Annotated in this window: 19 protein-coding genes, 1 other RNA gene and 2 pseudogenes; 8 read left to right on the top strand and 14 right to left on the bottom strand. The window is 68.5% G+C overall.

What is annotated here, in order from left to right; translation table 11 throughout:
- Nucleotides 1–11 precede the first annotated feature (11 nt).
- Nucleotides 12–382: a transfer-messenger RNA gene (ssrA, locus tag BTZ20_RS08785) on the bottom strand.
- Between the two features lie 160 nt (nt 383–542).
- On the opposite strand from ssrA, the gene BTZ20_RS08780 reads away from it, so the two are divergent.
- Nucleotides 543–2630, top strand: coding sequence for a membrane dipeptidase (locus tag BTZ20_RS08780; RefSeq protein ID WP_077041094.1), 2088 nt, complete (start codon nt 543–545; stop codon nt 2628–2630).
- Between the two features lie 51 nt (nt 2631–2681).
- Here the strand turns inward: BTZ20_RS08780 and BTZ20_RS27885 are convergent, their stop codons facing one another.
- Nucleotides 2682–2864, bottom strand: a complete 183-nt coding sequence (locus BTZ20_RS27885) for a hypothetical protein (protein WP_223263894.1) — start codon at nt 2862–2864, stop codon at nt 2682–2684.
- On the opposite strand from BTZ20_RS27885, the pseudogene BTZ20_RS08775 reads away from it, so the two are divergent.
- Nucleotides 2791–4766 (top strand): annotated as a pseudogene (locus tag BTZ20_RS08775) (elongation factor G). The gene BTZ20_RS27885 and the pseudogene BTZ20_RS08775 overlap by 74 nt on opposite strands.
- Here the strand turns inward: BTZ20_RS08775 and smpB are convergent.
- The 7 genes from smpB to BTZ20_RS08740 form a co-directional block, all read right to left on the bottom strand.
- The gene (gene smpB / locus BTZ20_RS08770) at nt 4763–5239 is read right to left on the bottom strand and encodes an SsrA-binding protein SmpB (protein WP_077041093.1); all 477 of its coding nucleotides are present in this window, start codon (nt 5237–5239) and stop codon (nt 4763–4765) included. The pseudogene BTZ20_RS08775 and the gene smpB overlap by 4 nt on opposite strands.
- A gap of 67 nt (nt 5240–5306) precedes the next feature.
- The gene (gene ftsX, locus BTZ20_RS08765; protein ID WP_077041092.1) at nt 5307–6212 is read right to left on the bottom strand and encodes a permease-like cell division protein FtsX; all 906 of its coding nucleotides are present in this window, start codon (nt 6210–6212) and stop codon (nt 5307–5309) included.
- A gap of 53 nt (nt 6213–6265) precedes the next feature.
- The gene (gene ftsE, locus BTZ20_RS08760) at nt 6266–6955 is read right to left on the bottom strand and encodes a cell division ATP-binding protein FtsE (protein ID WP_077041091.1); all 690 of its coding nucleotides are present in this window, start codon (nt 6953–6955) and stop codon (nt 6266–6268) included.
- Between the two features lie 65 nt (nt 6956–7020).
- Nucleotides 7021–7461, bottom strand: coding sequence for a hypothetical protein (locus BTZ20_RS08755; protein ID WP_077041090.1), 441 nt, complete (start codon nt 7459–7461; stop codon nt 7021–7023).
- The gene (locus tag BTZ20_RS08750; protein WP_223263685.1) at nt 7458–8348 is read right to left on the bottom strand and encodes a mechanosensitive ion channel family protein; all 891 of its coding nucleotides are present in this window, start codon (nt 8346–8348) and stop codon (nt 7458–7460) included. Before BTZ20_RS08750 ends, BTZ20_RS08755 begins: the two co-directional genes overlap by 4 nt.
- Nucleotides 8349–8351: 3 nt before the next feature.
- Nucleotides 8352–9455, bottom strand: coding sequence for a peptide chain release factor 2 (prfB, locus tag BTZ20_RS08745; protein ID WP_077041089.1), 1104 nt, complete (start codon nt 9453–9455; stop codon nt 8352–8354).
- Nucleotides 9456–9504: 49 nt separating this feature from the next.
- The gene (locus tag BTZ20_RS08740) at nt 9505–10533 is read right to left on the bottom strand and encodes a metallophosphoesterase family protein (RefSeq protein WP_223263776.1); all 1029 of its coding nucleotides are present in this window, start codon (nt 10531–10533) and stop codon (nt 9505–9507) included.
- A 52-nt stretch (nt 10534–10585) separates the two neighbouring features.
- Between BTZ20_RS08740 and hisN the strand changes: the two genes are divergently transcribed.
- Entirely contained in the window at nt 10586–11431 is an 846-nt protein-coding gene (gene hisN, locus BTZ20_RS08735) for a histidinol-phosphatase (RefSeq protein ID WP_077041087.1), read from the top strand.
- A gap of 1 nt (nt 11432) precedes the next feature.
- Here the strand turns inward: hisN and BTZ20_RS08730 are convergent, their stop codons facing one another.
- Entirely contained in the window at nt 11433–11759 is a 327-nt protein-coding gene (locus tag BTZ20_RS08730) for a hypothetical protein (RefSeq protein ID WP_223263684.1), read from the bottom strand.
- A 374-nt stretch (nt 11760–12133) separates the two neighbouring features.
- Here BTZ20_RS08730 and BTZ20_RS08725 point away from each other — a divergent pair, with 374 nt between their 5' ends.
- Both BTZ20_RS08725 and BTZ20_RS08720 read left to right on the top strand, forming a co-directional pair.
- Entirely contained in the window at nt 12134–12928 is a 795-nt protein-coding gene (locus tag BTZ20_RS08725) for an LLM class flavin-dependent oxidoreductase (protein WP_077041085.1), read from the top strand.
- A gap of 61 nt (nt 12929–12989) precedes the next feature.
- Entirely contained in the window at nt 12990–14954 is a 1965-nt protein-coding gene (locus tag BTZ20_RS08720) for an HNH endonuclease signature motif containing protein (protein WP_083742593.1), read from the top strand.
- Here BTZ20_RS08720 and BTZ20_RS08715 read toward each other — a convergent pair.
- A complete protein-coding gene (locus BTZ20_RS08715; protein WP_077041083.1) occupies nt 14935–15303 on the bottom strand; it encodes a DUF1304 domain-containing protein in 369 nt (122 codons plus the stop codon). The two genes, BTZ20_RS08720 and BTZ20_RS08715, sit on opposite strands and share 20 nt — an antisense overlap.
- A 145-nt stretch (nt 15304–15448) precedes the next feature.
- On the opposite strand from BTZ20_RS08715, the pseudogene BTZ20_RS08710 reads away from it, so the two are divergent.
- From BTZ20_RS08710 to BTZ20_RS08700, 3 genes and pseudogenes are all read left to right on the top strand, one after another.
- Nucleotides 15449–16992 (top strand): annotated as a pseudogene (locus BTZ20_RS08710) (multicopper oxidase family protein).
- A 16-nt stretch (nt 16993–17008) separates the two neighbouring features.
- Nucleotides 17009–17335, top strand: coding sequence for a hypothetical protein (locus BTZ20_RS08705; RefSeq protein ID WP_077041082.1), 327 nt, complete (start codon nt 17009–17011; stop codon nt 17333–17335).
- A 19-nt stretch (nt 17336–17354) separates the two neighbouring features.
- The gene (locus tag BTZ20_RS08700; protein ID WP_077041081.1) at nt 17355–18116 is read left to right on the top strand and encodes a class I SAM-dependent methyltransferase; all 762 of its coding nucleotides are present in this window, start codon (nt 17355–17357) and stop codon (nt 18114–18116) included.
- On the opposite strand, the gene BTZ20_RS08695 is transcribed toward BTZ20_RS08700, so the two are convergent.
- From BTZ20_RS08695 to BTZ20_RS08685, 3 genes are all read right to left on the bottom strand, one after another.
- Nucleotides 18091–19545, bottom strand: coding sequence for a DUF4153 domain-containing protein (locus BTZ20_RS08695; RefSeq protein ID WP_317616084.1), 1455 nt, complete (start codon nt 19543–19545; stop codon nt 18091–18093). The two genes, BTZ20_RS08700 and BTZ20_RS08695, sit on opposite strands and share 26 nt — an antisense overlap.
- Before the next feature lie 171 nt (nt 19546–19716).
- The gene (locus tag BTZ20_RS08690; protein WP_077041080.1) at nt 19717–20706 is read right to left on the bottom strand and encodes a sensor histidine kinase; all 990 of its coding nucleotides are present in this window, start codon (nt 20704–20706) and stop codon (nt 19717–19719) included.
- Nucleotides 20703–21380, bottom strand: a complete 678-nt coding sequence (locus tag BTZ20_RS08685) for a response regulator transcription factor (protein WP_077041079.1) — start codon at nt 21378–21380, stop codon at nt 20703–20705. The genes BTZ20_RS08690 and BTZ20_RS08685 overlap by 4 nt, the downstream gene beginning before the upstream one ends.
- Between the last annotated feature and the right edge of the window lie 60 nt (nt 21381–21440).

Here is a 21440-nt window from a genome sequence, read left to right as displayed (position 1 = left end):
CCGGCCTGGCCTTGTGGAGCTGCCGGGAATCGAACCCGGGTCCTCCGCCGAATCGCTAGGGCTTCTCCGTGTGCAGTTCGCTAAGCCTCTACTCGGATCTCCCGGTCTCGCGAACAAGCCGTGATGACGATCCCAGTCACTGTTTGATGTCCCGAACGACTCCGTGACCGAGCCGACCGGTAAAGCCCTCTAGCTGATGCCAGTACCCGACCCGAGGGCGAGATCGGACTGACAGACACGCTTCGCTACTTAGGCAGCGAGAGCGTAGTCGCGCTGATTGGAATCGGCGCTTATAGGTTTGCAGCGACGCTTACGGTGGTCTCTTGCCTGCACCGACACGCTTCCCCTAACTCAACGTACAAAGTCGAAACCGTTCAGCCCCGTACGTACCCAGCACCATGCTGGGACCACATACTGTAACGCCCCGGCGCCGCGAAATCATCCCATTAAATTCTGCGGCGTTTCATCTGGACGTCTGTCCAAAATGAACTACTCTTCTCAGCAAAATCAGTTAGCGGATTGATCGGGGAAGTCGAAGCCACATGACACATCAACCAGGGCGTTCACGCCGTCGATGGGTAAACGCACTGGCCGCCACGCTGGCACTTGTCCTGGCCGGCGGTGGGATCGCGGCGTCTCAGCCCTCCTCCGACCCGATCGGCCCCGGTGACGACCCCGTCTTCGGGCTGGCCAACGGCTGCTATGCCCTCAAGTCGGAGCAGAGCGGGAAGTTCGTCCGCCGCGCCGACGGCGGCTACCGCGCCGATGCCGACACCGTCGGCGGTGCCGAGGCGTTCCGCACGCACGCGGCGCAGCTGGGCCGGTTCATGTTCTACGGCAAGGGCGGCGACATGCTCGCCCACGACGGCAAGCGCGCGGTGGTCTCGACCCGCGACGCGCTGCCGACCACCGACTGGACGCTGACGCACACCGACGGCACCTACGCGGTCACCGCGACGGACAACGGCAGCCAGCTCACCTCCGCGAACGGCGGGATGGAGCTCACCGACCCCGGCGTCAATCCCGCGGGCGGACGATTCGTCCTCACACCGGCCGAGGGCTGCGCGACCTTCCCCGACTCCGAGGTGAACGCGACCGGTAAGCCGCTCTCCGGCACCGGCCCCAACGGCGAGGTGCGCGGGTTCATCGACGCGCACGTCCACCTCGACGCCAACCTGTTCATCGGTGGCCAGGTGCACTGCGGCACCCCCTTCGACCCGCAGGGCATCACCGTCGCGCTGCGCGACTGCGCCGACCACGGTCAAGACGGCATGCCGGCGCTGCTCGAGAACATCCTGTCGCACGGCAGCCCGGTCGCGGAACACGACACCGTCGGCTGGCCGACCTTCAAAGACTGGCCGGACGCCGACTCACTGACCCACGAGCAGACCTACTACCGGTGGGTGGAGCGGGCCTGGCGCGGCGGACTGCGCATCTTCACCAACCTGCTGGTGAACAACCGGGTCCTCTGCGACATCTACCCGCTCAAGAACCGCTCCTGCAACGACATGGACACCATCCGCGCGCAGGCCGAGCAGGTCCGGCAGATGCAGGACTACATCGACGCCCAGTACGGCGGCCCCGGCCGCGGCTGGTTCCGGATCGTCCGGTCTCCCGATGAGGTCCGCAAGGTCGCGAGCGAGGGCAAGCTCGCGGTGACGATCGGCATCGAGACCTCCGAACCGTTCGGGTGCTCGCAGCGCAACGACGTGCCCCAGTGCACCGAGGCGGACGTCGACCGTGGCCTCGACGAGGTCTACGCGATGGGCGTGCGGCAGATGATCGTCACGCACAAGTTCGACAACGCCTTCGGCGGTGTCCGCTTCGACGGCGGCATCCAGGGCATCGCTGTCAACGCGGGCAACTTCCTCAGCACCGGCAAGTTCTGGGAGGCCGAACCCTGCAAGGGCCCGGTGCACGACAACCCCCTGCTCTCCTTCGGCGACGCACCCGCCGAGGTGATGTCCGCGCTCCCGCCCGGCGTCACCACGCCGGTGTACCCGTCCGGCCCCCTGTGCAATACCCGAGGCCTGACGAAGCTCGGCGAGCACATGGTCCGCGGCATGATGGATCGCGGCATGATCGTCGACGTCGACCACATGAGCGTCAAGACCGCCGAGGACACCCTCCGGATCCTCGAGGAGGCCAAGTACTCCGGTGTGGTCTCGAGCCACAGCTGGACCGACCCGCTGAACTACGAGCGGATCTACGCGCTCGGTGGCTTCGTGGCCGCCTACGCCTCGGGTCTCAACTCCGACCCGAAGAAGGAGAACTTCGTCACCGCCTGGCGCAAGGCCCGCGCAGACCGCAGCGAGGACTACTACTACGGCTTCGGCTACGGCGCGGACACCAACGGCTTCGGCCCGCAGGCGCGCCCGCGTGAGGACGCCGACACCAACCCGCTGCAGTATCCGTACAAGACCTTCGACGGCGGCACGACGATGGATCGCCAGCGCACCGGCGAGCGCGTCTTCGACCTCAACAAGGACGGCGTCGCGCAGTACGGGCTGATCCCCGACTGGATCGCGGACATGCGGATCGCCGCCGGGGACGACGGCGATCAGATCATCGAGGACATGAGCCGCGGCGCCGAGGCCTACCTGCAGATGTGGGAGCGCGTCGCGAAGTAGGTTGTTGCACCCTCGATAGGTCATTCCTCCGGCCGCGACGGGCCGACCCGCCTAGAATCGGGTCAGCCCGTCGCTGCGGGAGGAGACATAGATGGCCGACCGGATGACGGTTCGCGCGGGCAACGCCCCACCCGCCTCGCGTCCCGAGCAGCTGCGCAACGTGGTCCTGATCGGGTGCAGCGGCGCGGGCAAGACCACCCTGGCCGAGTCGCTCGCGCTAGCCGCCGGGGCCATCGGCCGCGCCGGCCGGATCCCGGACGGCAACACGGTCTCCGATTACGAGGACATCGAGCACCAACAGCAACGGTCGGTCCAGCTCGCGGTCCTGCCGCTCGAGTGGAACGGCTGCAAGGTCAATCTCCTCGACCCGCCGGGCCATCCCGACTTCGGCGCCGAGTTGCGGGCCGGTCTGCACGCCGCCGACGCCGCCGTCTTCGTGGTCTCGGCGACAGACCCGGTCACCACCCCACCCGCGCCCTGTGGCGCGAATGTGCCGCGGCAGGCATTCCCCGGGCCATCGTGGTGGCCAAACTCGACGTGGCCCGCAGCAGCTTCGACGAGATCCTCACCGCCTGTCACGACGCGTTCGGCCTCGGCACCGACACGCTGCGGCCGGTCTACCTCCCGGTCTTCGCCGACGGCAGGCCCTGCGGGTCGCTCGGCCTGCTCACCGGGCGCAGCTACGGCGAACCCGGCGCCTGCCCCGATGCCGACGCGGCGCGCGAGAGCCTCGTCGAGGCCATCTCCGGCCAGGACGACGGCCTCATGGAGCGCTACCTCGCGGGGGAACCCCTCGACGAGGAGGCACTGACCGACGGCCTGCGCCGGGAGATCGTCGACTGTGCCCTGCACCCAGCCCTCGCCGTCACCGACAACGGCGTCGGCGCGGCGGAACTGCTCGACCTCATCACCGGCGCGTTCCCGGATCCCACCCACCGGCGCGGGCCCGCGCCCGCGGCCGATCCGGACGCTCCGCTCGCCGCTCAGGTCATCCGGATCACCGGCGACGCCTACGTCGGCCGCATCAGCCTCGTCCGCGTCTTCTCCGGGACGCTGCTCCCCGACACCCACGTCCACGTCGCTCTCGCCGCAGCCGCCTCCGGCGAGAGCACCGACGAAAAGGTCACCACCCTCACCGGCCCGTTCGGCAAGCTGCAGCGGCCCGTGCCCGAGGCGGTCGCCGGCGACATCGTCTGCCTCCCCAAGCTCACCGCGCACATCGGTGACACCATCGGCGACACCGACGAGCTTGCCCCGCTCGAGGCCTGGGCGCTGCCGGTGCCGCTGCTGCCGATCGGCGTCGAGGCACACACCAAGACCGACGAGGACAAGCTCTCCCAGGCGCTGACCCGACTGACCACCGAGGACCCTGCCCTGCGGCTGGAACAGAATCCGGACACCCATCAACTGGTGCTGTGGTGCACCGGCGACGCGCACGCCGAGGTGGCTCTCGACCGGTTGCGCAACCGGCACGGCGTCCACGTGGACACCGTGCCGTACCAGGTGGCACTGCGGGAGACCTTCGGAGGCAACGCGTCCGGGCACGGTCGGCTGGTCAAGCAGTCCGGCGGCCACGGCCAGTACGCGATCTGCGACCTCGAGGTCGAACCGCTACCGACCGGATCGGGATTCGAGTTCCGCGAACACGTGGTGGGCGGCGCGGTCCCGAAGGGCTTCATCCCGTCGGTCGAAAAGGGCGTGCGTGCCCAGTTGGAGAAGGGCGTTGCGACCGGTCACCCGCTCGTGGACGTGCGGGTGACCCTCGTCGACGGGAAGGCGCACTCGGTGGACTCCTCCGACGCCGCCTTCCAGACCGCCGCGAGCCTCGCCCTCCGGGACGCCGCGGGGCACACCTCGATCCGGCTACTCGAACCGGTCGCCGCCGTCGCCGTGACGCTCCCCGACGACTATCTCGGCGCCGTTCTCAGTGACCTGTCCGCCAGGCGTGGCCGGGTCCTCGGAACCGAGGTGAAGGGTCCGGGGCTGTCGCTGCTGCGCGCCGAGGTACCCGAGATCGAGCTCGCCCGCTACCCGGTCGAGCTCAATTCGCTCGTGCACGGCAACGCCGAGTTCTCCCGCTGCCACCTGCGCTATGAGCTGATGCCCGACGCGCTGGCCGCCCAGGTCGCCCGCTAGCGGCTCATGCCCTTCACGCGGCGCCCGAGCTCACGGGTGACCTCCCGCTCGGCCGTCCGTCGCGCGAGGTCCTGACGCTTGTCGTAGTCCTGCTTGCCCTTGGCGAGGGCGAGCTCCACCTTGACCTTGCCGTCGGAGAAGTACATCGAGAGTGGGACCAGCGTCTGGTTCCCCTCCCTGGTCTTGCCGACCAGGTGCTCGATCTCGCGCTTGTGCAGCAACAGCTTCCTGGTCCGCCGCGGCGAATGGTTGGTCCAGCTGCCCTGGGTGTACTCGGGGATGTGCAGCCCGCGCAGCCACACCTCGCCGTCGTCGACGGTGGCGAAGGCGTCGACGAGCGACGCCTTGCCCTCGCGCAGGCTCTTCACCTCGGTGCCGACCAGCGCCACGCCCGCCTCGTAGACGTCGATGATCGAATAGTTGTGTCGCGCCTTGCGGTTGGTCGCGATGACCTTGCGGCCCTTTTCCTTCACGTTCGGGCCCCTTCAGTCCGCGCAGTGATCGAGTTCTGTCCCCAGGATATGCCCGGGGCGCAACCGATTACTCACGGACGTAGAGCCGCAGCGTGATGTAGGCGGTGATGGCGGCCATGCCGACGCCGGTGAGCACCAGGAACGGCGACACCAGCAGCACGTCGCTGTTCGAGATCCGGGCGACGATATTCGCGTCGTAGACGTCGGTGAGCACGTCGTCGATGAACAGATTCTTCGCGGTGAACAGCCCGGCGATCGCCAGCACGGCACCGATCAGCGCGGCGACCACGGCCTCCAAGAGGAACGGGAGCTGGGTGTACCAGCGGGTCGCGCCGACGAGCCGCATGATCCCGACCTCGGTGCGGCGGGTGAACGCGGCGATCTGCACCATGTTCGCGATCAGCAGGATCGAGGCGATCGCCTGCACGATGGCGATCGCGAAGGCCGCGTTCCGGATTCCGTTCAGCACGCTGAACAACCGCTCGACCAGATCACGCTGGTTGAGCACGCTCTGCACACCCGGGCGGGCACCGAACGAATCGTTGATCACCCCGAACCGCTCCGGGTCACTGAGCTTGATCTTGAACGAGGCGGGCAGCGAGTCCTCGCTCACCATCGAGGCGAGCTCGGGCTGGTCCTTGAACACCCGCTCCTTGGCGTCCGCCACCGCGTCCGCCCGGTTCAGGTACTGCACGGACACCACCGACGGGGTGCTCTCGAGATCGCTGCGCAGGGCCGAGCAGATGTCCTGGTTGCAGTCGGGGTCGGAGATGGACACGTCGTCGGTGAGGAAGATCTGCACCTCGACCCGATCGAGGAAGATCTGCTGCGTCTTGCCCGCCATCTGGACGACGAGCAGTCCGCCGCCGAAAAGGGCGAGCGAGATCGCGGTCGTCAGGATCATCGCGATGGTCATCGTGATGTTGCGGCGCAGGCCGGTGAAAACCTCGCTGAAGATGAAGCTGGCGCGCATCGGAAAGTCTTGTCCTTCGTATGTCGGGGTGAACGGCGAGGGGTCGGGGGTACCTAACGCCCCACGCCGTAGACACCGCGGGCCTCGTCGCGCACCACGCGTCCGAGGTCGAGTTCGACCACCCGGCGCCGCATCGAGTCGACGATGTGGTGGTCGTGGGTGGCCATCAGCACTGTGGTTCCGGTGCGGTTGATCCGTTCGAGCAACAACATGATGTCGCCGGTGGTGTCGGGGTCGAGGTTGCCGGTGGGCTCGTCGGCGAGCAGGACGAGCGGCCGGTTCACGAACGCCCGCGCGATGGCGACGCGCTGCTGCTCACCGCCGGAGAGTTCGGTGGGCAGTCGGTCCGCCTTGCCGGACAGGCCGACCAGGTCCAGCACCTCAGGAACGGTGCGATCGATCACGTTGCGCGGCTTGCCGATCACCTCGAGGGCGAAGGCCACGTTCTCGGTCACGGTCTTCTGCTGCAGCAGCCGGAAGTCCTGGAACACGCAGCCGATGCTCTGCCGCAGCTTCGGTACCCGGCGCGCGGACAGCCGGTTCACGTGGAAGTCCCCGACCCTGATGTCGCCCGAGGTGGGGGTGTCCTCCTTGAGCAGCAGCCGCATGAAGGTGGACTTCCCGGACCCGGACGGGCCGATCAGGAAGACGAACTCGCCCTTGTCCACCGAGACATTCACCTTGTCCAGTGCAGGCCTCGACGAGGTCTTGTAGGACTTGGACACATTCTCCACGCTGATCACGGGGAGCCAGTTTAGCCGTTATCCGACGGTGACCTTGGGTTTCGACGGACCCGCAGGTCCAGGCCCTACGGGGTGGGTGTCGGAGGTGTGGTCGACGTCTCAGGGGTGGCCGTCACGACCCCCTGCGGCAACTCAACCCCGGACGGAACGGGCAGCCACGGCGGCAGCACCACGGCGGGCGGAGGGGTGGTCGTGACGGCCTCCTGCGGCGCGCTCGTCGGCGTCGCGCTGGTGGCGCTGCTGCTGCTGGGCGGCGGGGTGGTCGTGCTCGGCTCCGAACGCTTCGTGGCAGGCGACGGGGTCTCCGAAAGCACCGGCGCCGTAGGCCCGGTCACCTCGTCTATGGGCGGTTCCGGATTGAGGTATCCGTGCAGCATCGCCGTGGCGACGAACGCCACGGAGAGCGCGACCGTCGAGGTCCTGGCGCGACCGAGTGTCTTCGGTACCGACCAGCGCCGCTCGTGCTTGTCGGCCGGTTCCGTCTTCTTCGCGCGTTCGGCGGTCATACGTTGTCCCCGATCTGATCGGCCGCCAGGTCCGGGCCCACCAGGATGCCCTCCCGGCGCAGCGCCTCGGCGACCCGTACCCGCAGCTCGCGTCCCACCTGGAACTGCTTGCCGGGCAGGGTGCGCGCGACCATCCGGATGTTGACGGTGTCCAGCTCGAGGCTCTCCACGCCCATCACCGACGGCTCGTCCAGGAGCAGGGGTTCGAGATCGAGATCCGCGAACGCCTCCCGGCCGACACCGCGCAGCACATCGTTGACGTGGTTGATGTCCGCGGTGGCGGGAATCGGGACGTCGACCACGGCCCGCGCCCAGTCCTTGGAGAGGTTGACGGCTTTGACGATCTGTCCGTTGGGCACGGTGATGACCTCGCCGTCGGAGGACCGCAGCCGCGTCACCCGCAGGGTCACGTCCTCGACCGTCCCGTAGGCGTCCTCAGAGGATCCGGTGATGGCGATCCGCGCGACGTCGCCGAAGCCGTACTGCCGCTCGGCGATGATGAAGAAGCCGGCCAGGATGTCCTGCACCACACGTTGCGCGCCGAAACCGAGCGCGGCACCGAGCACGGTCGCGGGCGCGACCAGGCTCGCCACCGAGAAGCCGAGCCGTTGCAGCACCTCGATCGTCACCAGGGTGTACACGATGATGATGAGCACCCAGGTGATCACCTGGGCCAGGGCGTGCCGGTGCTTGGTCGCCTCCGAACGGACCAGCGCGTCGCCCTGGTGGTAGTTCAGGTCGATCCGGTCGGTGACCTTGTTCCCCAACCAGGAGAGGAACCGCCCGACCAGCAGCCCGCCAATGACGTAGAGCACGATCTCCAGGCCACTGGACTTCAGCCAAACCTCGAATCCGGTATCCGGGACCAGCTTGAACGCCGAGAACACCGGCTAGACCTGCTCCGCGCTCATCCGCCAGCGGATGCCGGACTCGAGGAAGCCGTCGATGTCGCCGTCGAGCACCGCGGACGGGTTGTTCACCTCGTACTCGGTGCGCAGGTCCTTGACCATCTGATACGGGTGCAGCACGTAGGAACGCATCTGGTTGCCCCAGGAACTGCCGCCGTCGCCCTTGAGGGCGTCCATCTCGGCCCGCTCCTCGCGTCGCTTGACCTCGAGCAGCTTGGCCTGCAGCACCCGCATGGCCGAGACCTTGTTCTGCAGCTGCGACTTCTCGTTCTGACAGGTCACCACGATGCCGGTGGGGATGTGCGTCAGCCGCACCGCGGAGTCGGTGGTGTTGACCGACTGGCCGCCGGGGCCGGACGAGCGGTAGACGTCGACGCGCACGTCGTTCTCGTTGACCTCGATGTGGTCGGTGGTCTCGACCACCGGCAGCACCTCGACCTCGGCGAAGGAGGTCTGCCTGCGGCCCTGGTTGTCGAACGGGCTGATCCGCACCAGGCGGTGGGTGCCCATCTCCACGGAGAGGGTTCCGTACGTGTAGGGCGCCTTGACCGCGAAGGTCGCGCTCTTGATGCCGGCCTCTTCTGCGTAGGAGACGTCGTAGACCTCGACGCCGTAGCCGTGCTTCTCGGCCCAGCGGATGTACATGCGCATCAGCATCTCGGCCCAGTCCGCGGCGTCGATGCCGCCCGCGCCGGACCGGATGTTGACCAGCGCGTCGCGCTCGTCGTACTCACCCGAGAGCATGGTCTTGACTTCCATCGCCGCGATATCGTCGCGCAGCGATGCACGCTCGACGTCCGCATCGGCGACGGCGTCGGCACCCTCGTCCTCGGCCAGCTCGTAGAGCACCGGCATGTCGTCGAGGCGACCGCGCAGGCCCTCGACCCGGCGCAGCTCGGACTGCGCATGGGAGAGCTGGCTGGTCACCTGCTGGGCGTGCTCCTGGTTGTTCCACAACTCCGGATCTGCCGCCTGGTGCTCAAGTTCGTCGATGCGCCGGCGCAGCTCCTCGACGTCCAGCACCCGCTCGACGGTGGTGAGGGTGGTGTTGAGCTCGGCCAGGTCTGCGGAAACGTCGGGATGCACAAGAATCAAGGTTACCGGTGCCCGCAGGGGAATGCCGCCGCGGTCGCCCTCAGGTGACCACGCCGGGCCAGCCCGGCGACGCGACGGACACGGGGCCGGGCCGGCCGTCGACGCGGAACTCCGCCGTCCGGATCACCGCGTTACGCCGGAAGTCGAGCGCGTGTACCCGGACGGTCGGCCCGTCCGCCTCGATCCGCAGCCCCTGGTTCTCGTTCCTGTCGACGGGCTCCTCGCCGCCGCGGCCGTCCGGGCCGAAGCCGGTCTGCACGGCGCCGGTGTTGACCGCCGCGAACCCGTCCGGGTGCCCGCCCGGCGCGGTCCGCCGGGTCAGCCAGTCCTCGCGATAGAGGCTCCAATGGGTGTGTCCGCTCAGCAGCAGCACGTTGGGGAACCCTGCGAGCAGGGCCAGCAGCTCGTCGGATTCCGCATAGTCACTGCTGTAGATCTTCGGCGCCTGGGTGAGCGGATCGGTGAACGTCCCCGATACCGTGCCCGGCAGCGCGTGATGGCTCATCACCAGCACCGGGCGCTCGCGCGGGCACTCCTCGAGCGTGTCCCGCAGCCAGTCCAGCTGGGTGCGGCCGAGGATCACACAGTGCCCGCTCGCCTCGCTGCCGTCCGTGGTGCCGAGCCGGATCACGGGCACCCCGCCGACCTCGTGCGCGGAGAACAGCCCCGGCATCGCCGAGTACCGCAGGAACCGCTCGACCGACACCTCGCTCGATTCACCGTTGTAGAACTCGTGGTTGCCGATCGTGTACAGCGCGTCCGGGTGCTCGCTGCGGCGCAGCCGGTCGAACAGTTCCTCGTACTCGTGCTCGCGGCCGTTCGGGGTGAGATCCCCGTTGAGGAGTAGCGCGTCCGCCCGGCCGAACGCCGCGAGTCCGTCGAGCGCACGGTCGAGGTCGGTGAGGTCGCCCTGGATGTCGGAGATCACGTCGAACCAGACGGCCGTCGACGGCTTCGGCCTCGGCTGGGTGGCCGAGCCCGGCGTGTGCGCGGTCATACCGAGGAATTCTGCCGCGGCCAGACCCGCCAACGCGCCACCTCCGAGGAGAACACTGCGCCGTGTCAGCATCACGATCCCGATCGTCACAGCCACTGCGAAACGGCCGCCCGACTCGCGCTGAATGCGCGGTGAATCGCCGAGGAAGTCCGGACCCGGGTCGAGTACCGTCTTGGCCGTGACCGATCTCGAACTCGCACTGCGCATCGCCGATGAGGCCGACACCATCACCATGGCCCGCTTCGGCGCGCTCGATCTGAAGGTCGACGACAAGCCCGACCTCACCCCGGTCTCGGACGCGGACCTCGCGGTCGAGCGGGCGGTCCGGGCTGTGCTCGCGGCGGAGCGGCCGGACGACGCGGTCCTCGGCGAGGAGTTCGGCGGCGACGCGACGTTCGAGGGCAGGCAGTGGGTGGTCGACCCGATCGACGGCACCAAGAACTTCGTCCGCGGGGTCCCGGTGTGGGCCACCCTGATCGCGCTGCTGCAGGACGGGGTTCCTGTGGTCGGCGTCATCAGTGCGCCCGCATTGAAGCGGCGATGGTGGGCGTCCGAGGGTGCTGGCGCCTTCGCCTCGTTCGACGGCGGCGAGCCCACCCGGATCTCGGTGTCCGCGGTGGACCGATTGGAGTCGGCGAGCCTGAGCTTCGCGAGCCTGAGCGGCTGGCGTGACCGCGGGATCCGCGACCAGTTCATCGCGCTCACCGACGAGGTGTGGCGGGTCCGCGGCTACGGCGACTTCTACTCCTACTGCCTCCTGGCCGAGGGCGCGCTCGAGATCGCCGCCGAACCCGAGGTCTCACTGTGGGACCTGGCGCCGTTGGACATCCTGGTGCGCGAGGCGGGCGGACGCTTCACCGCGCTCGACGGCAGCGCGGGCCCGCATGGTGGCAGCGCGGTGGCGAGCAACGGCCTGCTGCACGACGCGGTGTTGGAGCAGCTGGGGCAGGGGCAGTCGAGCACTGCGTAGCTCAGGGGCCGCCCGAGAGCGAGTAGGCGATGTATCGCTCGCCCCACTTCAGGAAGGCGCTCGTCGTGGCCTCACCACGGACTTCATCGTTCTGCCACTGATAGATGCCGTGCATGGGTGGCAGAAAGCCCACTCGATCGAGCGTCCAGGTCCCGGTGTGCTTGGGCCCGTATCGCTGATCCAGTTCCTCTCGGCTGAACTCGGCGTTGCCCAGAAGGTAGGTCCTGCCGAGTGACTCGATTCTCTCCGGCGGGGTGAAGACGTTGACACTGCGGTGGACAAGCATTGTGTAGAGCAGACCCGCCACGAAGAGCGCAGAGAGCGTCAACGCTCCTACGCGGAGCACTCGACGAGCTGGTAATGGCATGGCTCACAGTACAACCCGTAGGTCAGGCTTGATGGTCGCTGAAAGCTGTTCAGAGACAACATTCCCGACGTAGTCCTCGCCCAACGGCGACCTGACGCGTCATGGTCGATGACTCGGAATTCCTGCAGGCTCTCCACACAGTTCATGGAGGAAGCCACAGAGCTCCAAGAGGTATCCCCGGAGGACCGCATTCGCCCAACGACGCGCTCGACGTGTTGCAGCCGCGGATGACCCTCCATGGTGGCCATCGTCGGCACGCCCTGCGAACGAAGAATTCGTCACTCACAACAGCGCAGACCATCAAATTGCGGGCGCAGCGGCGCTATGGTCCGACGATGCGTCATGCGATCTACGTACCGCTCTTCGGCGCCCTGGCTGACCCGCACGCGATCACCGACATCGCACAGGCCGCTGAGAAATCGGGCTGGGATGGGCTCTTCGTTTGGGATCATGTACTGAGTCCCATTTCGGGCGAGTGGGACATCGCGGATCCCTGGGTGGTACTTGCCGCTGCGGCGGCGGTGACCCGCCGGATCAAGTTGGGGCCGATGGTGACACCACTGCCACGACGGCGAGTGATCAAACTGGCACGAGAGACGGTGACCCTCGACCACCTGAGTCATGGTCGACTGATCGTGGGATTGGGCACAGGCAGCGATGCCGGACGGGAGTACTCGGCCTTCGGTGACGTCGCTGATCCTCGTCAGCGCGGCCGAGCGCTCGATGAAGGCGCCGAAGTTCTGGCGGCATTGTGGGCCGGCGAGACCGTCACCCACCGTGGGCTCCTGGTGGCCGAAAATGTGCAAATCCGCCCTCGGCCGGTCCAGCAGCCACGGATTCCGCTGTGGTTCGGTACCGAGCGCAGTTCGGGCCGCCCGATAGAGCGCGCCGCACGATACGACGGAATCTTCCCACTCGAAATAGATGCGGCAGGGGTTGCGCGCATCGTGGAGAGAATCGAGACCGTGCGTGGTTCGTCTGGGACGTTCGATATCGCGGTGGTGGCTCGTCCTGGCGTCGACCTCGAGGCGCTCAGCAAGGCGGGCGCCACATGGGCGATGCACGCCTTCTGGCCAGGACATACGCCGGAACAAGTACTGCGAGTGATAGATCGAGGCACACCCGGCTGAACCCACCCACAGAAATTGACTAGGAACCCTCTTGTCGGTGGCCGAGCGTAGACTCGTACACATGTTCGATACCGGGGGGTTTCGAGGTTGCGCCGCAGGTGAGGGTGCCCGCGCGGACGCGCGCCCGGTGGATTTCGATGATGGTGCGGCGGCGTTGTCGGCGTTGCGGGAGTACGGGCGGGCGGAGAACGCCGCGGCGGCGCACAAGGTGTTGACGGCGGCGGCGTTCGCGCGGCGGCAGTTCGCGCACGAGGTGGATTTGTTCGGTGAGGAGTTCGCCTACCGAGCGGGGCGGTCGGCGGAGATGGAGACCTCGCTGGCGTTGGGGGTGAGTGCCTTCACCGCGGAACGGTATGTGGCGGTGGGTAATGCGTTGGATCTGCGGCTGCCGCTCATTCGTGCGGTGTTCGTGTCGGGGCGGGTGGACTTTCCGAGGGTGTTCGCGATCGTCGACGCGACGGCGGAGATTTCCGATGCCACCCTCGCCAGGATGGAAGGCCACCTCGCGGACGCGGCCCTGTATCTGACGCCGAAGAAGTTGGCGGCGGATGTGATGCGTGAGCTGATCCGCATCAACCCGTCCGAGGCGGAAGAGCTCCGCAAGCGAAAAGAGCGACACAGTCGGCGTGTGTCGGTGACCGCGGACCTGCACGGCATGGCCCAGGTTTACGCCACCCTCACCGCGGCGGAGGGTCGCACCCTCGACAGTCTCATTCAGGAGATGGCGGGCACGGTCTGTCGGGAGGATCCGCGGACGGTCGACAACCTGCGGACGGATGCGTTCATGGCGCTGGTGCACGGCGAGACCTATCTGCATTGCCAGTGCGGGCGGATCGAATGCCCGACCGCGCACCTACCGCGACCCGAGCGGCCGAAGCCCGAGGTGCACATCCATATCGATCTGGAGAGTCTGCTGCGGTTGGCCGACCATCCCGGGCATCTGGAGGGTCACGGGCCGATCGATCCGGAGTTGGCGCGGTTGCTCGCGGGCGATGCGACGTGGCAGGCCGTGATCGCCGACGCCAGGCGAATCGTTGCCGAACGAAGGACCGACAGTGACACCACCTCCAGCAGCGACGGAAACGACGTTGGCAACCCTGACGACGAGGTGGTCAACGCGGCGGATGGCGGGCCGCCCGAGAATGCGAATGAAGAACCATCACGAGCTACGAAGGGCGACACTGGTTTAGGAGTTAACGGTTCAGGGGACAGCCCTGTCTCGGACCCGATACCCGGGGTTCCCACCCGATATCGCCTGCGCCGCAGTCCTGCAGGACAGCTACCTCCACCGACTGTCGTGCGCCCACGGTCTGGCACCAGCCCTCAAGAGCCGCGGATTACCGACATCCTCGACGCGATCACCGCCAACCCGACCCTGCTCGACGGCCAATACCCGGACGGGCACGGCGGATACGACCACCCACCCCGCGGAGCCCTGACCTACCGACCCAGCAACCCCGTCCGCGCCGCGGTCTTCGACAAATACGACACCTGCACCTTCCCCGGCTGCACCGTCAAAGCCCGCGACTGCCAGTTCGACCACATCATCGAATTCGACCCAAACAACCCCCACGCCGGCGGCTGGACCGTCGAGAGCAACGGCGAACCCGCCTGCACCCGCCACCACCAAGCCAAGACAGACCGCCTCTTCCGCGTCGTCCGCCTCGACGGCGACGTCATCGCCTGGATCGGCGCACACGGCACCATCGGCATCACCCTGCCGCTCCCGGTCGAACAACGACCCAGCGCCCGCACCACAACACCAAGGCCCCGACCGATCCAGAAGCCGACACCCGCACCACCGCCACCCGCACCACCCGACCTCGGGATCTACGAACCGACCTGGTGGGAAACCCACATGCAACCCACGGACCTACCCCGACGCTCCCGGAGCTCGCCACCATCACCGACCCCGGCCACCTCGCCCGGTGCGCACAACTCCGCGCCCACCACGCCGAACACCTCGCGATCCTGGGCGAACGCCACCGCCACCAGCCCCCGCCGTTCTAGAACACTGCCGCGGTGATCAGCGCGAGCAGCGGGGTGATCCCCTGAACCACCGCAGGCCGCAGGTACTTTGCGCCCGTTGAAGCGAGTACCACCGCGGCACCGATGATGCTCACGCAGCAGAAGACGACGATGGCGTGCCCGGCGGAATCCCCGATGATCAGGCCGACCACGATTCCGATCGCCAGGAAGAGGTTGTAGAAGCCCTGGTTGTAGGCCAACGGGCGGGCGACATCCGCGTCCTGCTGGCTGGTCAGGCCGAAGCGTTTCCAGACCTCCGGGCGCGTCCACCACACGCTCTCCATGGCAAAGATCACGACGTGTAGCGCAGCAGCGAGACCAGCGAATATCTGGGCGATGACCGGCATGACAGAACGATGCCACACCCACGCCGGGACCGCGCGTTAACACAGCACGACTGCCCGCACAAGGGCCGACGGGAGGACCAGAATCGCCGGAACACCGGCCTCCGGACGGGCGGCACGCGGTCCCCCGCCCCGAAGACTCGAGGGCATGAACGTCGTCTCCAGGCGCGCCTTCCTGATGGGGCTCGCCGCCACCCCGATCGCCCTGTCCGCCGGATGCGCCGCCGGCCAGCCGAGCCCGACGGGCACGTCCTCCCGGCCTCTGCCCATCCCGCCGCTCGCCACCGCCACGACCGACGCGGCGGGCACTCGGCACTTCACCCTTACAGCGGGGGCGGGCAGCTCGGAGATCCTGGCAGGCAAGTCGACCGCGACGTGGGGGTTCAACGGTTCGATGCTGGGTCCGACCATCCGCGCCCGCCGCGGCGAGTCGATCGCGTTCACCATCGACAACGGCCTGCCCGAGGCCACCACGGTGCACTGGCACGGGATGCACGTGCCCGCCCGCTTCGACGGCGGGCCACACCAGACCATCGAGCCCGGCGCCCGCTGGGAGCCGGCATGGACGGTGAACCAGCCGGGCGCGACCCTCTGGTACCACCCGCACCCGCACGGCTCCACCGAGAAGCACGTCTACCGCGGCCTTGCCGGACTGTTCCTGGTCGACGACGAGGTCACCGACGCGGTCGACCTGCCCAAGACCTATGGGGTGGACGACATCCCACTGATCATCCAGGACAAGCGCTTCACGGCCGACGGAACCCTCGACGAGTCCGACCCCACCGACATCGGATTGCTCGGCGACACCATCGTCACCAACGGGATCGCCGGCGCCCACCTGCCGGTCAGCACCGAGAGGGTCCGGCTGCGGATCCTCAACGGTTCCTCGGGACGGATGTACAACCTCGGCTTCGCCGATGATCGCGAGTTCCATCTGGTCGCGAGCGACGGCGGGCTGCTGGCGGCGCCGGTACCGCTCACCCGGGTCCGGCTCAGCCCCGGTGAGCGAGCCGAGATCGTGGTGGCCGTGAGCGGCTCGAACGCGCTGCTGCGCGCGTTGCCCCACGAGGACCACGCCGGACTCGACCGCGGCGACGCGGCCGCGTTCGGGGTGCAGGACAGCTTCGACATCCTCGAGCTGCGACCCAGCGAGAACCCGACCGCCTCACCCGCACTGCCCGCAACGCTGGCGACCATCGCACGGCTCGACCCGACCGGCGCGGCCGCCGAGCGCAGCTTCGAGCTCCAGTGGTTCATGATCAACGGCGCGCAGATGGACATGAACCGCATCGACTTCTCCCCACCGTCGACACCACCGAGGTGTGGACGGTGCGCAACGTCGACGACTGGCCGCACAACTTCCACGTGCACGACGTGCAGTTCCAGATCATCGACATCGACGGCAGCCCACCGCCCCCGGCGCTGGCCGGCTGGAAGGACACCGTCTATACGCCGCCGGGTATTCGGTTCCGGCTGGCGCTGCGCTTCACCGAATACTCCGACCCGACCTTTCCGTACATGTACCACTGCCATCTGCTGCTCCACGAGGATCAGGGCATGATGGGTCAGTTCCTCGTCCTCGAACCCGGCCAGCGGCCCACCCCGATGACGATGGACATGAACATGAAGATGGAGACGCCTGCAGCTCCTGCGCCCGCGTCCGGCGGACACGGCGGAGGTCACGGCGGCTAGCAGTTTGGGAGGCCTGATGGAACCGAGCGAGGTCGATTTCGCGCACACCGACGCGGCCGACCGGAAGCGGCGCGAGAAGGCCACCGAGCTGGCCCGGTTCGCGTGGGACCGGGCCATCAGCGGAGCCGAGCTCCTCGATCTGCCCGACGACCGGTTGCGCAAGCTCGCGCGGGCGGCTGGCGCGAATCCGCCGAGCACCAGGGAGACCTGGACCGTGGTCGCCGAGCTGCTCGACCAGAAGTCGGCGTGGGCCACGGCGAACCCCGACCATCCGCAGGCCACCCCGGCGCACGCCGACGAGAAGATCATGTGGGTCAAGCGGCCCATCCCGCCCTGGACCTAGCCTCTGCCAGGATTGAGCGATGTCGCGCACCTTCGAGGACCTGGTGGCAGAGGCCGACTCGGTCTCGGTGGACGGCTGGGACTTTTCGTGGCTCGACGGGAGGGCGAGCGAGCAGCGCCCCTCGTGGGGGTATGCCGCGGCGATGGGCGACCGGATGCGGCGCGCGTCCGCGGCCCTGGATATCCAGACCGGAGGCGGGGAGGTGCTCGCCGGGGTACCGGCGCTTCCCCGCCTGACTGTGGCAACCGAGTCCTGGCCGCCGAACATCGCGAACGCCACTGCGCTGCTGCACCCCCTCGGCGTCGCCGTCGTCGCCGACGAGGACGAGCCGCCACTGCCGTTCGCCGACGGCGCCTTCGATCTAGTGGTCAGCCGTCATCCGGTGACAGTGTGGTGGGAGGAGATCGCTCGCGTCCTGCGCCCCGGTGGAACCTACTTCTCCCAGCAGGTCGGCCCGCACAGCGTATTCGAACTCGTCGAGTACTTCCTCGGGCCGCAGCCAACCGAGGTGCGGCGCAGGCGCCACCCCGACGCCGCCAGGACCGCGGCCGAGGAATCCGGGTTGGAGGTCGTCGACCTCCGATTCGAATCGCTGCGCACGGAGTTCCACGACATCGGCGCGGTGATCTACTTCCTGCGCAAGGTGATCTGGATGGTCCCGGGTTTCACCGTCGACCGCTACCGCGCGGAGCTCCGGGTCCTGCACGACCGGATCCAGGCGGAGGGTCCGTTCCTCGCGCACACGACGCGCTACCTCATCGAGGCCAGGAAGCCGGGCTGACCCCGCTGTCGCACGGCCCGACCGGCCTCGTCCGCAGGATCTCGCGCGCCTTCGACCGCGCGCTGTTGTACTCGAACCACGCCGTGTCGTCGACGTCCATCCCGAGCAACGCGCACGAGCGCGCGGGCTCGGGCAGCCGGTCGAGGGCGGGCACCGCATCGACCGACAGGCCGCGCAGGTACCCGACGTCGATGTCCCCGGTGTCGGCGTACCGCTCCACGTTCATCTCAGCGATGTAACCGTCCGGATTGAGCGCAGCGAACCCGAGCAACCCCACCGCCACCGACGCCAGCACCGCCCGCGGCAGCCACCGCGCCGACATCCGCACCCCGGCCACCATCAGCAACACGAAGACCACACCCAGCCACAGCTCCGTCGCCATCACGCTCACGCGCAGCCGGGTGAAGCCGAACTCGTTCTCGTACAGCGACATCCGATGCACCGCCGACGCAACGATCACGAGGGTGAGGGCGCAGAGCGCTCCGAGGAGCAGACGGGCGCTCAACCGGTCCCCCGCGTCCCGCCTATCCACCTTCCTGACGGCGATCGCGATGACCGCCAGGGTGAGGACGGTGACCGCGGTGAGCTGCCAGAAGCCCTGCCGCGCGTAATCGGCGTAGGTCAGGTTGTCGGTGTCCTGTACGTGGTCGTCCCCGCCGAACAGGACCCGCACCTGCACCGCGACGAAGACGGCGAACAGCAGGTCCAGCAGCGCCAGCGGCACCGCCCACTCCCACCGCGCGACCGGGCGCCCTCGCCGGGGCGCCATGGCATCGAAACGCGGGGTCCGCCGCCGCAGGTAGGCCGCCGCGAGGGCCGTGCCCATGACGAGGAAGCCGAGCATCAGGCGGCCGACCGGATTCGTCACCTGCACGTCGGGAACCACGGCGCCGAACAGCTCGGCGAACTCCGGGTCCGCGCTGACGAAGAGGGAACCGAACACCAGGATCAGCACGACGCTGATCGCCGCCACCGCGGCCACCCGCCCCGGTTTCACGCCCCGCCCGGTCCGGAGCCGGGCGCGGCCGCGCCGCACCCAGCCGGTCACCCGCACCGGGGTGAGCCAGACCGCGGTCGACGCCAGTGCGAGGCCCGTCCACGTCCAGCCGCCGACAAGGGCGACCGATCCGACGACCCAGCTCGCCACGACGCACAGCGTGATCAGCCACTCGGCGCCGCGCACCGCCGCCACCGCGAGCAGGGCGAGGGCACCGAGGGCCGCGCCGACCTGCAGCCCCGTCGGACGCGGACGAACGGTGGCGAACGCGGTCGCCGCCACCGCCGCTCCGGTCAGGAGATAGGCGATGCTCACCACCGTCACCTGCAGGGTGAGGGTGGCGATGGCGCCGGCACCCAGCGCGGCGGCCAGGGTCGCGCGGGGGCCATCGACGTCCGATCGCGCCGCCACATCCCGCGCGGCCATCGCCATGGGCGTATCGCAGGCACGGCCCCGGGTCGGGCGGCCGCCGTCGTCGCCAGGTCCATCGTCTCTGCGCTCATCTGGTCCTCCTGATCTGCGCCCACCCGGCACGCGGGCAGGCGTCATCACGGGACCGGCCGGGAAGGCCGGACCCCAAGGGAATTCGTTGTGTCTGTCGGGTCAGGTCTGCGGAATCGATACCCGGATGCAGCAGCCAGGACCCGTGTCGAGGACCTCGATCCGGCCGCTGTGCAGCTCGACCGCCCAGCGTGCGATCGCGAGCCCGAGGCCTGTCCCGCCGTCCTGCGCGCCGCCGCGGGTGAAGCGCTCGAACACCCGGGACCGGTCGGCCACGGGGATGCCGGGGCCGTCGTCGTGCACGTCCAGGATCAGGTGGCCCGAGTCCTGGTCGACCCGGACCCGGACCCGCACGGGCGCATCCGGCGAACCGTGCCGCGCCGCGTTGTCGAGGAGGTTGGCGATCACCTGATGGAGTCGGGCCGTGTCCGCGACGGCGCGCAGCCCCGTCGGCGTCACCTCCACCCGGGCGGGCAACGGACCGCTGGGGCCTGCGGCCTGCCGGATCACCTCGTCCAGGAACGGCTCGATCTCGAAGGTTGTGCGCTGCAACGGCACCGCGCCGCCCTCCAGCCGGGACAGATCCAGCAGGTCCGCCACCAGGCTGCCCAGCCGTTCGGTCTGCGCGAGCGCCGACCGCATCGTCTGCTGATCCGGCGTCTCGACGCCGTCGACCACGTTCTCCAGCACCGCCTGCAGAGCCGCGATGGGGGTGCGCAGCTCGTGTGAGACATTGCCGATCAGCTCACGGCGGTACCGGTCGTCGGCCTCGAGGTCCTCCGCCATCTGGTTGAACGCCGTCGCCAGCTGGCCGATCTCGTCCCGCGACGTCGAACGCACCCGTCGCGAGTAGTCCCCCGTCGCCATCGCCCGCGCCGCGGCGGTCATCTCCCGCAGCGGCGAGGTCATCCCGTGCGCGAGCACCTGGGTCACCGCGAGCGCGGCGAGGAGGGCCGCGAGCAACGCGAACCGGAACTGCCACTGAGCGGTGATCCAGAAGGTCAGCGACGCGAGGAACAACGAGGCGACCACCAGTAGGCCGGTCTTGGCCTTGAAGGAACGCAACGGGTCCAGCGGCCGGGGCCAGTTCACCTCGGCACCTCCAGCGCGTAACCGACCCCGTGCACGGTGCGGATCATGTCGCCGCCCAGCTTGCGGCGCAACGCCTTCACGTGACTGTCCACGGTGCGGCTACTGGCTGATTCGCCCCAGCCCCAGACCTGTTCGAGCAGCGTTTCGCGGGCGATCGCCGCGCGCGGACGCAGGGCAAGGTGCGCCAGCAGGTCGAACTCGGTTCGGGTCAGGTGGACCTCCTCGGACCCGAGCCGGACCCGCCGAGCAGTGAGGTCGATGGTCACCGCGCCGACGGCGAGGATCTCGGGCTGCTCCGGCACGGCACGCTCGGAACGGCGCAGCAGCGCGGCCACTCGAGCGACAAGGATCCGCATGCTGAACGGCTTGCTCAGGTAGTCGTCCGCGCCAACCCCGAGCCCGATCACCATGTCCGTCTCGTCGGCACGGGCGGTCAGCATCAGCACCGGAACCGGCCGGGAGGCCTGGATACGCCTACACACCTCGAGCCCGTCGAAACCCGGCAGCATGACGTCCAGCACCACCGCGTCCGGGTCGAAGCTCGCGCACGCCGACACCGCGCCCGGCCCGTCCGCCGCCGTCTCGACCTCGTACCCCTCCGCGCGCAACCGCGCGGCAATCGACTCGGAGATCGTGCGTTCGTCGTCGACGACGAGCACTCTTCGCTGGGTCATGCATCGACTGTATGGGCCGTGTGTGGGGATGCCCGGCAGGAGTTGTGAAGGTTGTGTGCA

It is taken from the genome of Rhodococcus sp. MTM3W5.2, assembly GCF_001984015.1.
GTDB classification, from domain to species: Bacteria; Actinomycetota; Actinomycetes; order Mycobacteriales; family Mycobacteriaceae; genus Rhodococcus_G; species Rhodococcus_G oryzae.
Note: the sequence above shows the minus strand (reverse complement) of the source record. Positions and strands in the feature narration are given on the sequence as shown.

Excerpts from the sequence above, each read along its gene's own strand:
- BTZ20_RS08780 (WP_077041094.1), top strand. The coding sequence starts at position 543 with ATGACACATCAACCAGGGCGTTCACGCCGTCGATGGGTAAACGCACTG.
- BTZ20_RS27885 (WP_223263894.1), bottom strand. The coding sequence starts at position 2,864 with ATGGCCCCGGCGGCTAGCGCGAGCGACTCGGCCAGGGTGGTCTTGCCC.
- ftsX (WP_077041092.1), bottom strand. The coding sequence starts at position 6,212 with ATGCGCGCCAGCTTCATCTTCAGCGAGGTTTTCACCGGCCTGCGCCGC.
- BTZ20_RS08755 (WP_077041090.1), bottom strand. The coding sequence starts at position 7,461 with ATGACCGCCGAACGCGCGAAGAAGACGGAACCGGCCGACAAGCACGAG.
- BTZ20_RS08740 (WP_223263776.1), bottom strand. The coding sequence starts at position 10,533 with ATGCTGACACGGCGCAGTGTTCTCCTCGGAGGTGGCGCGTTGGCGGGT.
- hisN (WP_077041087.1), top strand. The coding sequence starts at position 10,586 with ATGCGCGGTGAATCGCCGAGGAAGTCCGGACCCGGGTCGAGTACCGTC.
- BTZ20_RS08725 (WP_077041085.1), top strand. The coding sequence starts at position 12,134 with ATGCGTCATGCGATCTACGTACCGCTCTTCGGCGCCCTGGCTGACCCG.
- BTZ20_RS08720 (WP_083742593.1), top strand. The coding sequence starts at position 12,990 with ATGTTCGATACCGGGGGGTTTCGAGGTTGCGCCGCAGGTGAGGGTGCC.
- BTZ20_RS08715 (WP_077041083.1), bottom strand. The coding sequence starts at position 15,303 with ATGCCGGTCATCGCCCAGATATTCGCTGGTCTCGCTGCTGCGCTACAC.
- BTZ20_RS08705 (WP_077041082.1), top strand. The coding sequence starts at position 17,009 with ATGGAACCGAGCGAGGTCGATTTCGCGCACACCGACGCGGCCGACCGG.
- BTZ20_RS08700 (WP_077041081.1), top strand. The coding sequence starts at position 17,355 with ATGTCGCGCACCTTCGAGGACCTGGTGGCAGAGGCCGACTCGGTCTCG.
- BTZ20_RS08695 (WP_317616084.1), bottom strand. The coding sequence starts at position 19,545 with ATGGCGATGGCCGCGCGGGATGTGGCGGCGCGATCGGACGTCGATGGC.
- BTZ20_RS08685 (WP_077041079.1), bottom strand. The coding sequence starts at position 21,380 with ATGACCCAGCGAAGAGTGCTCGTCGTCGACGACGAACGCACGATCTCC.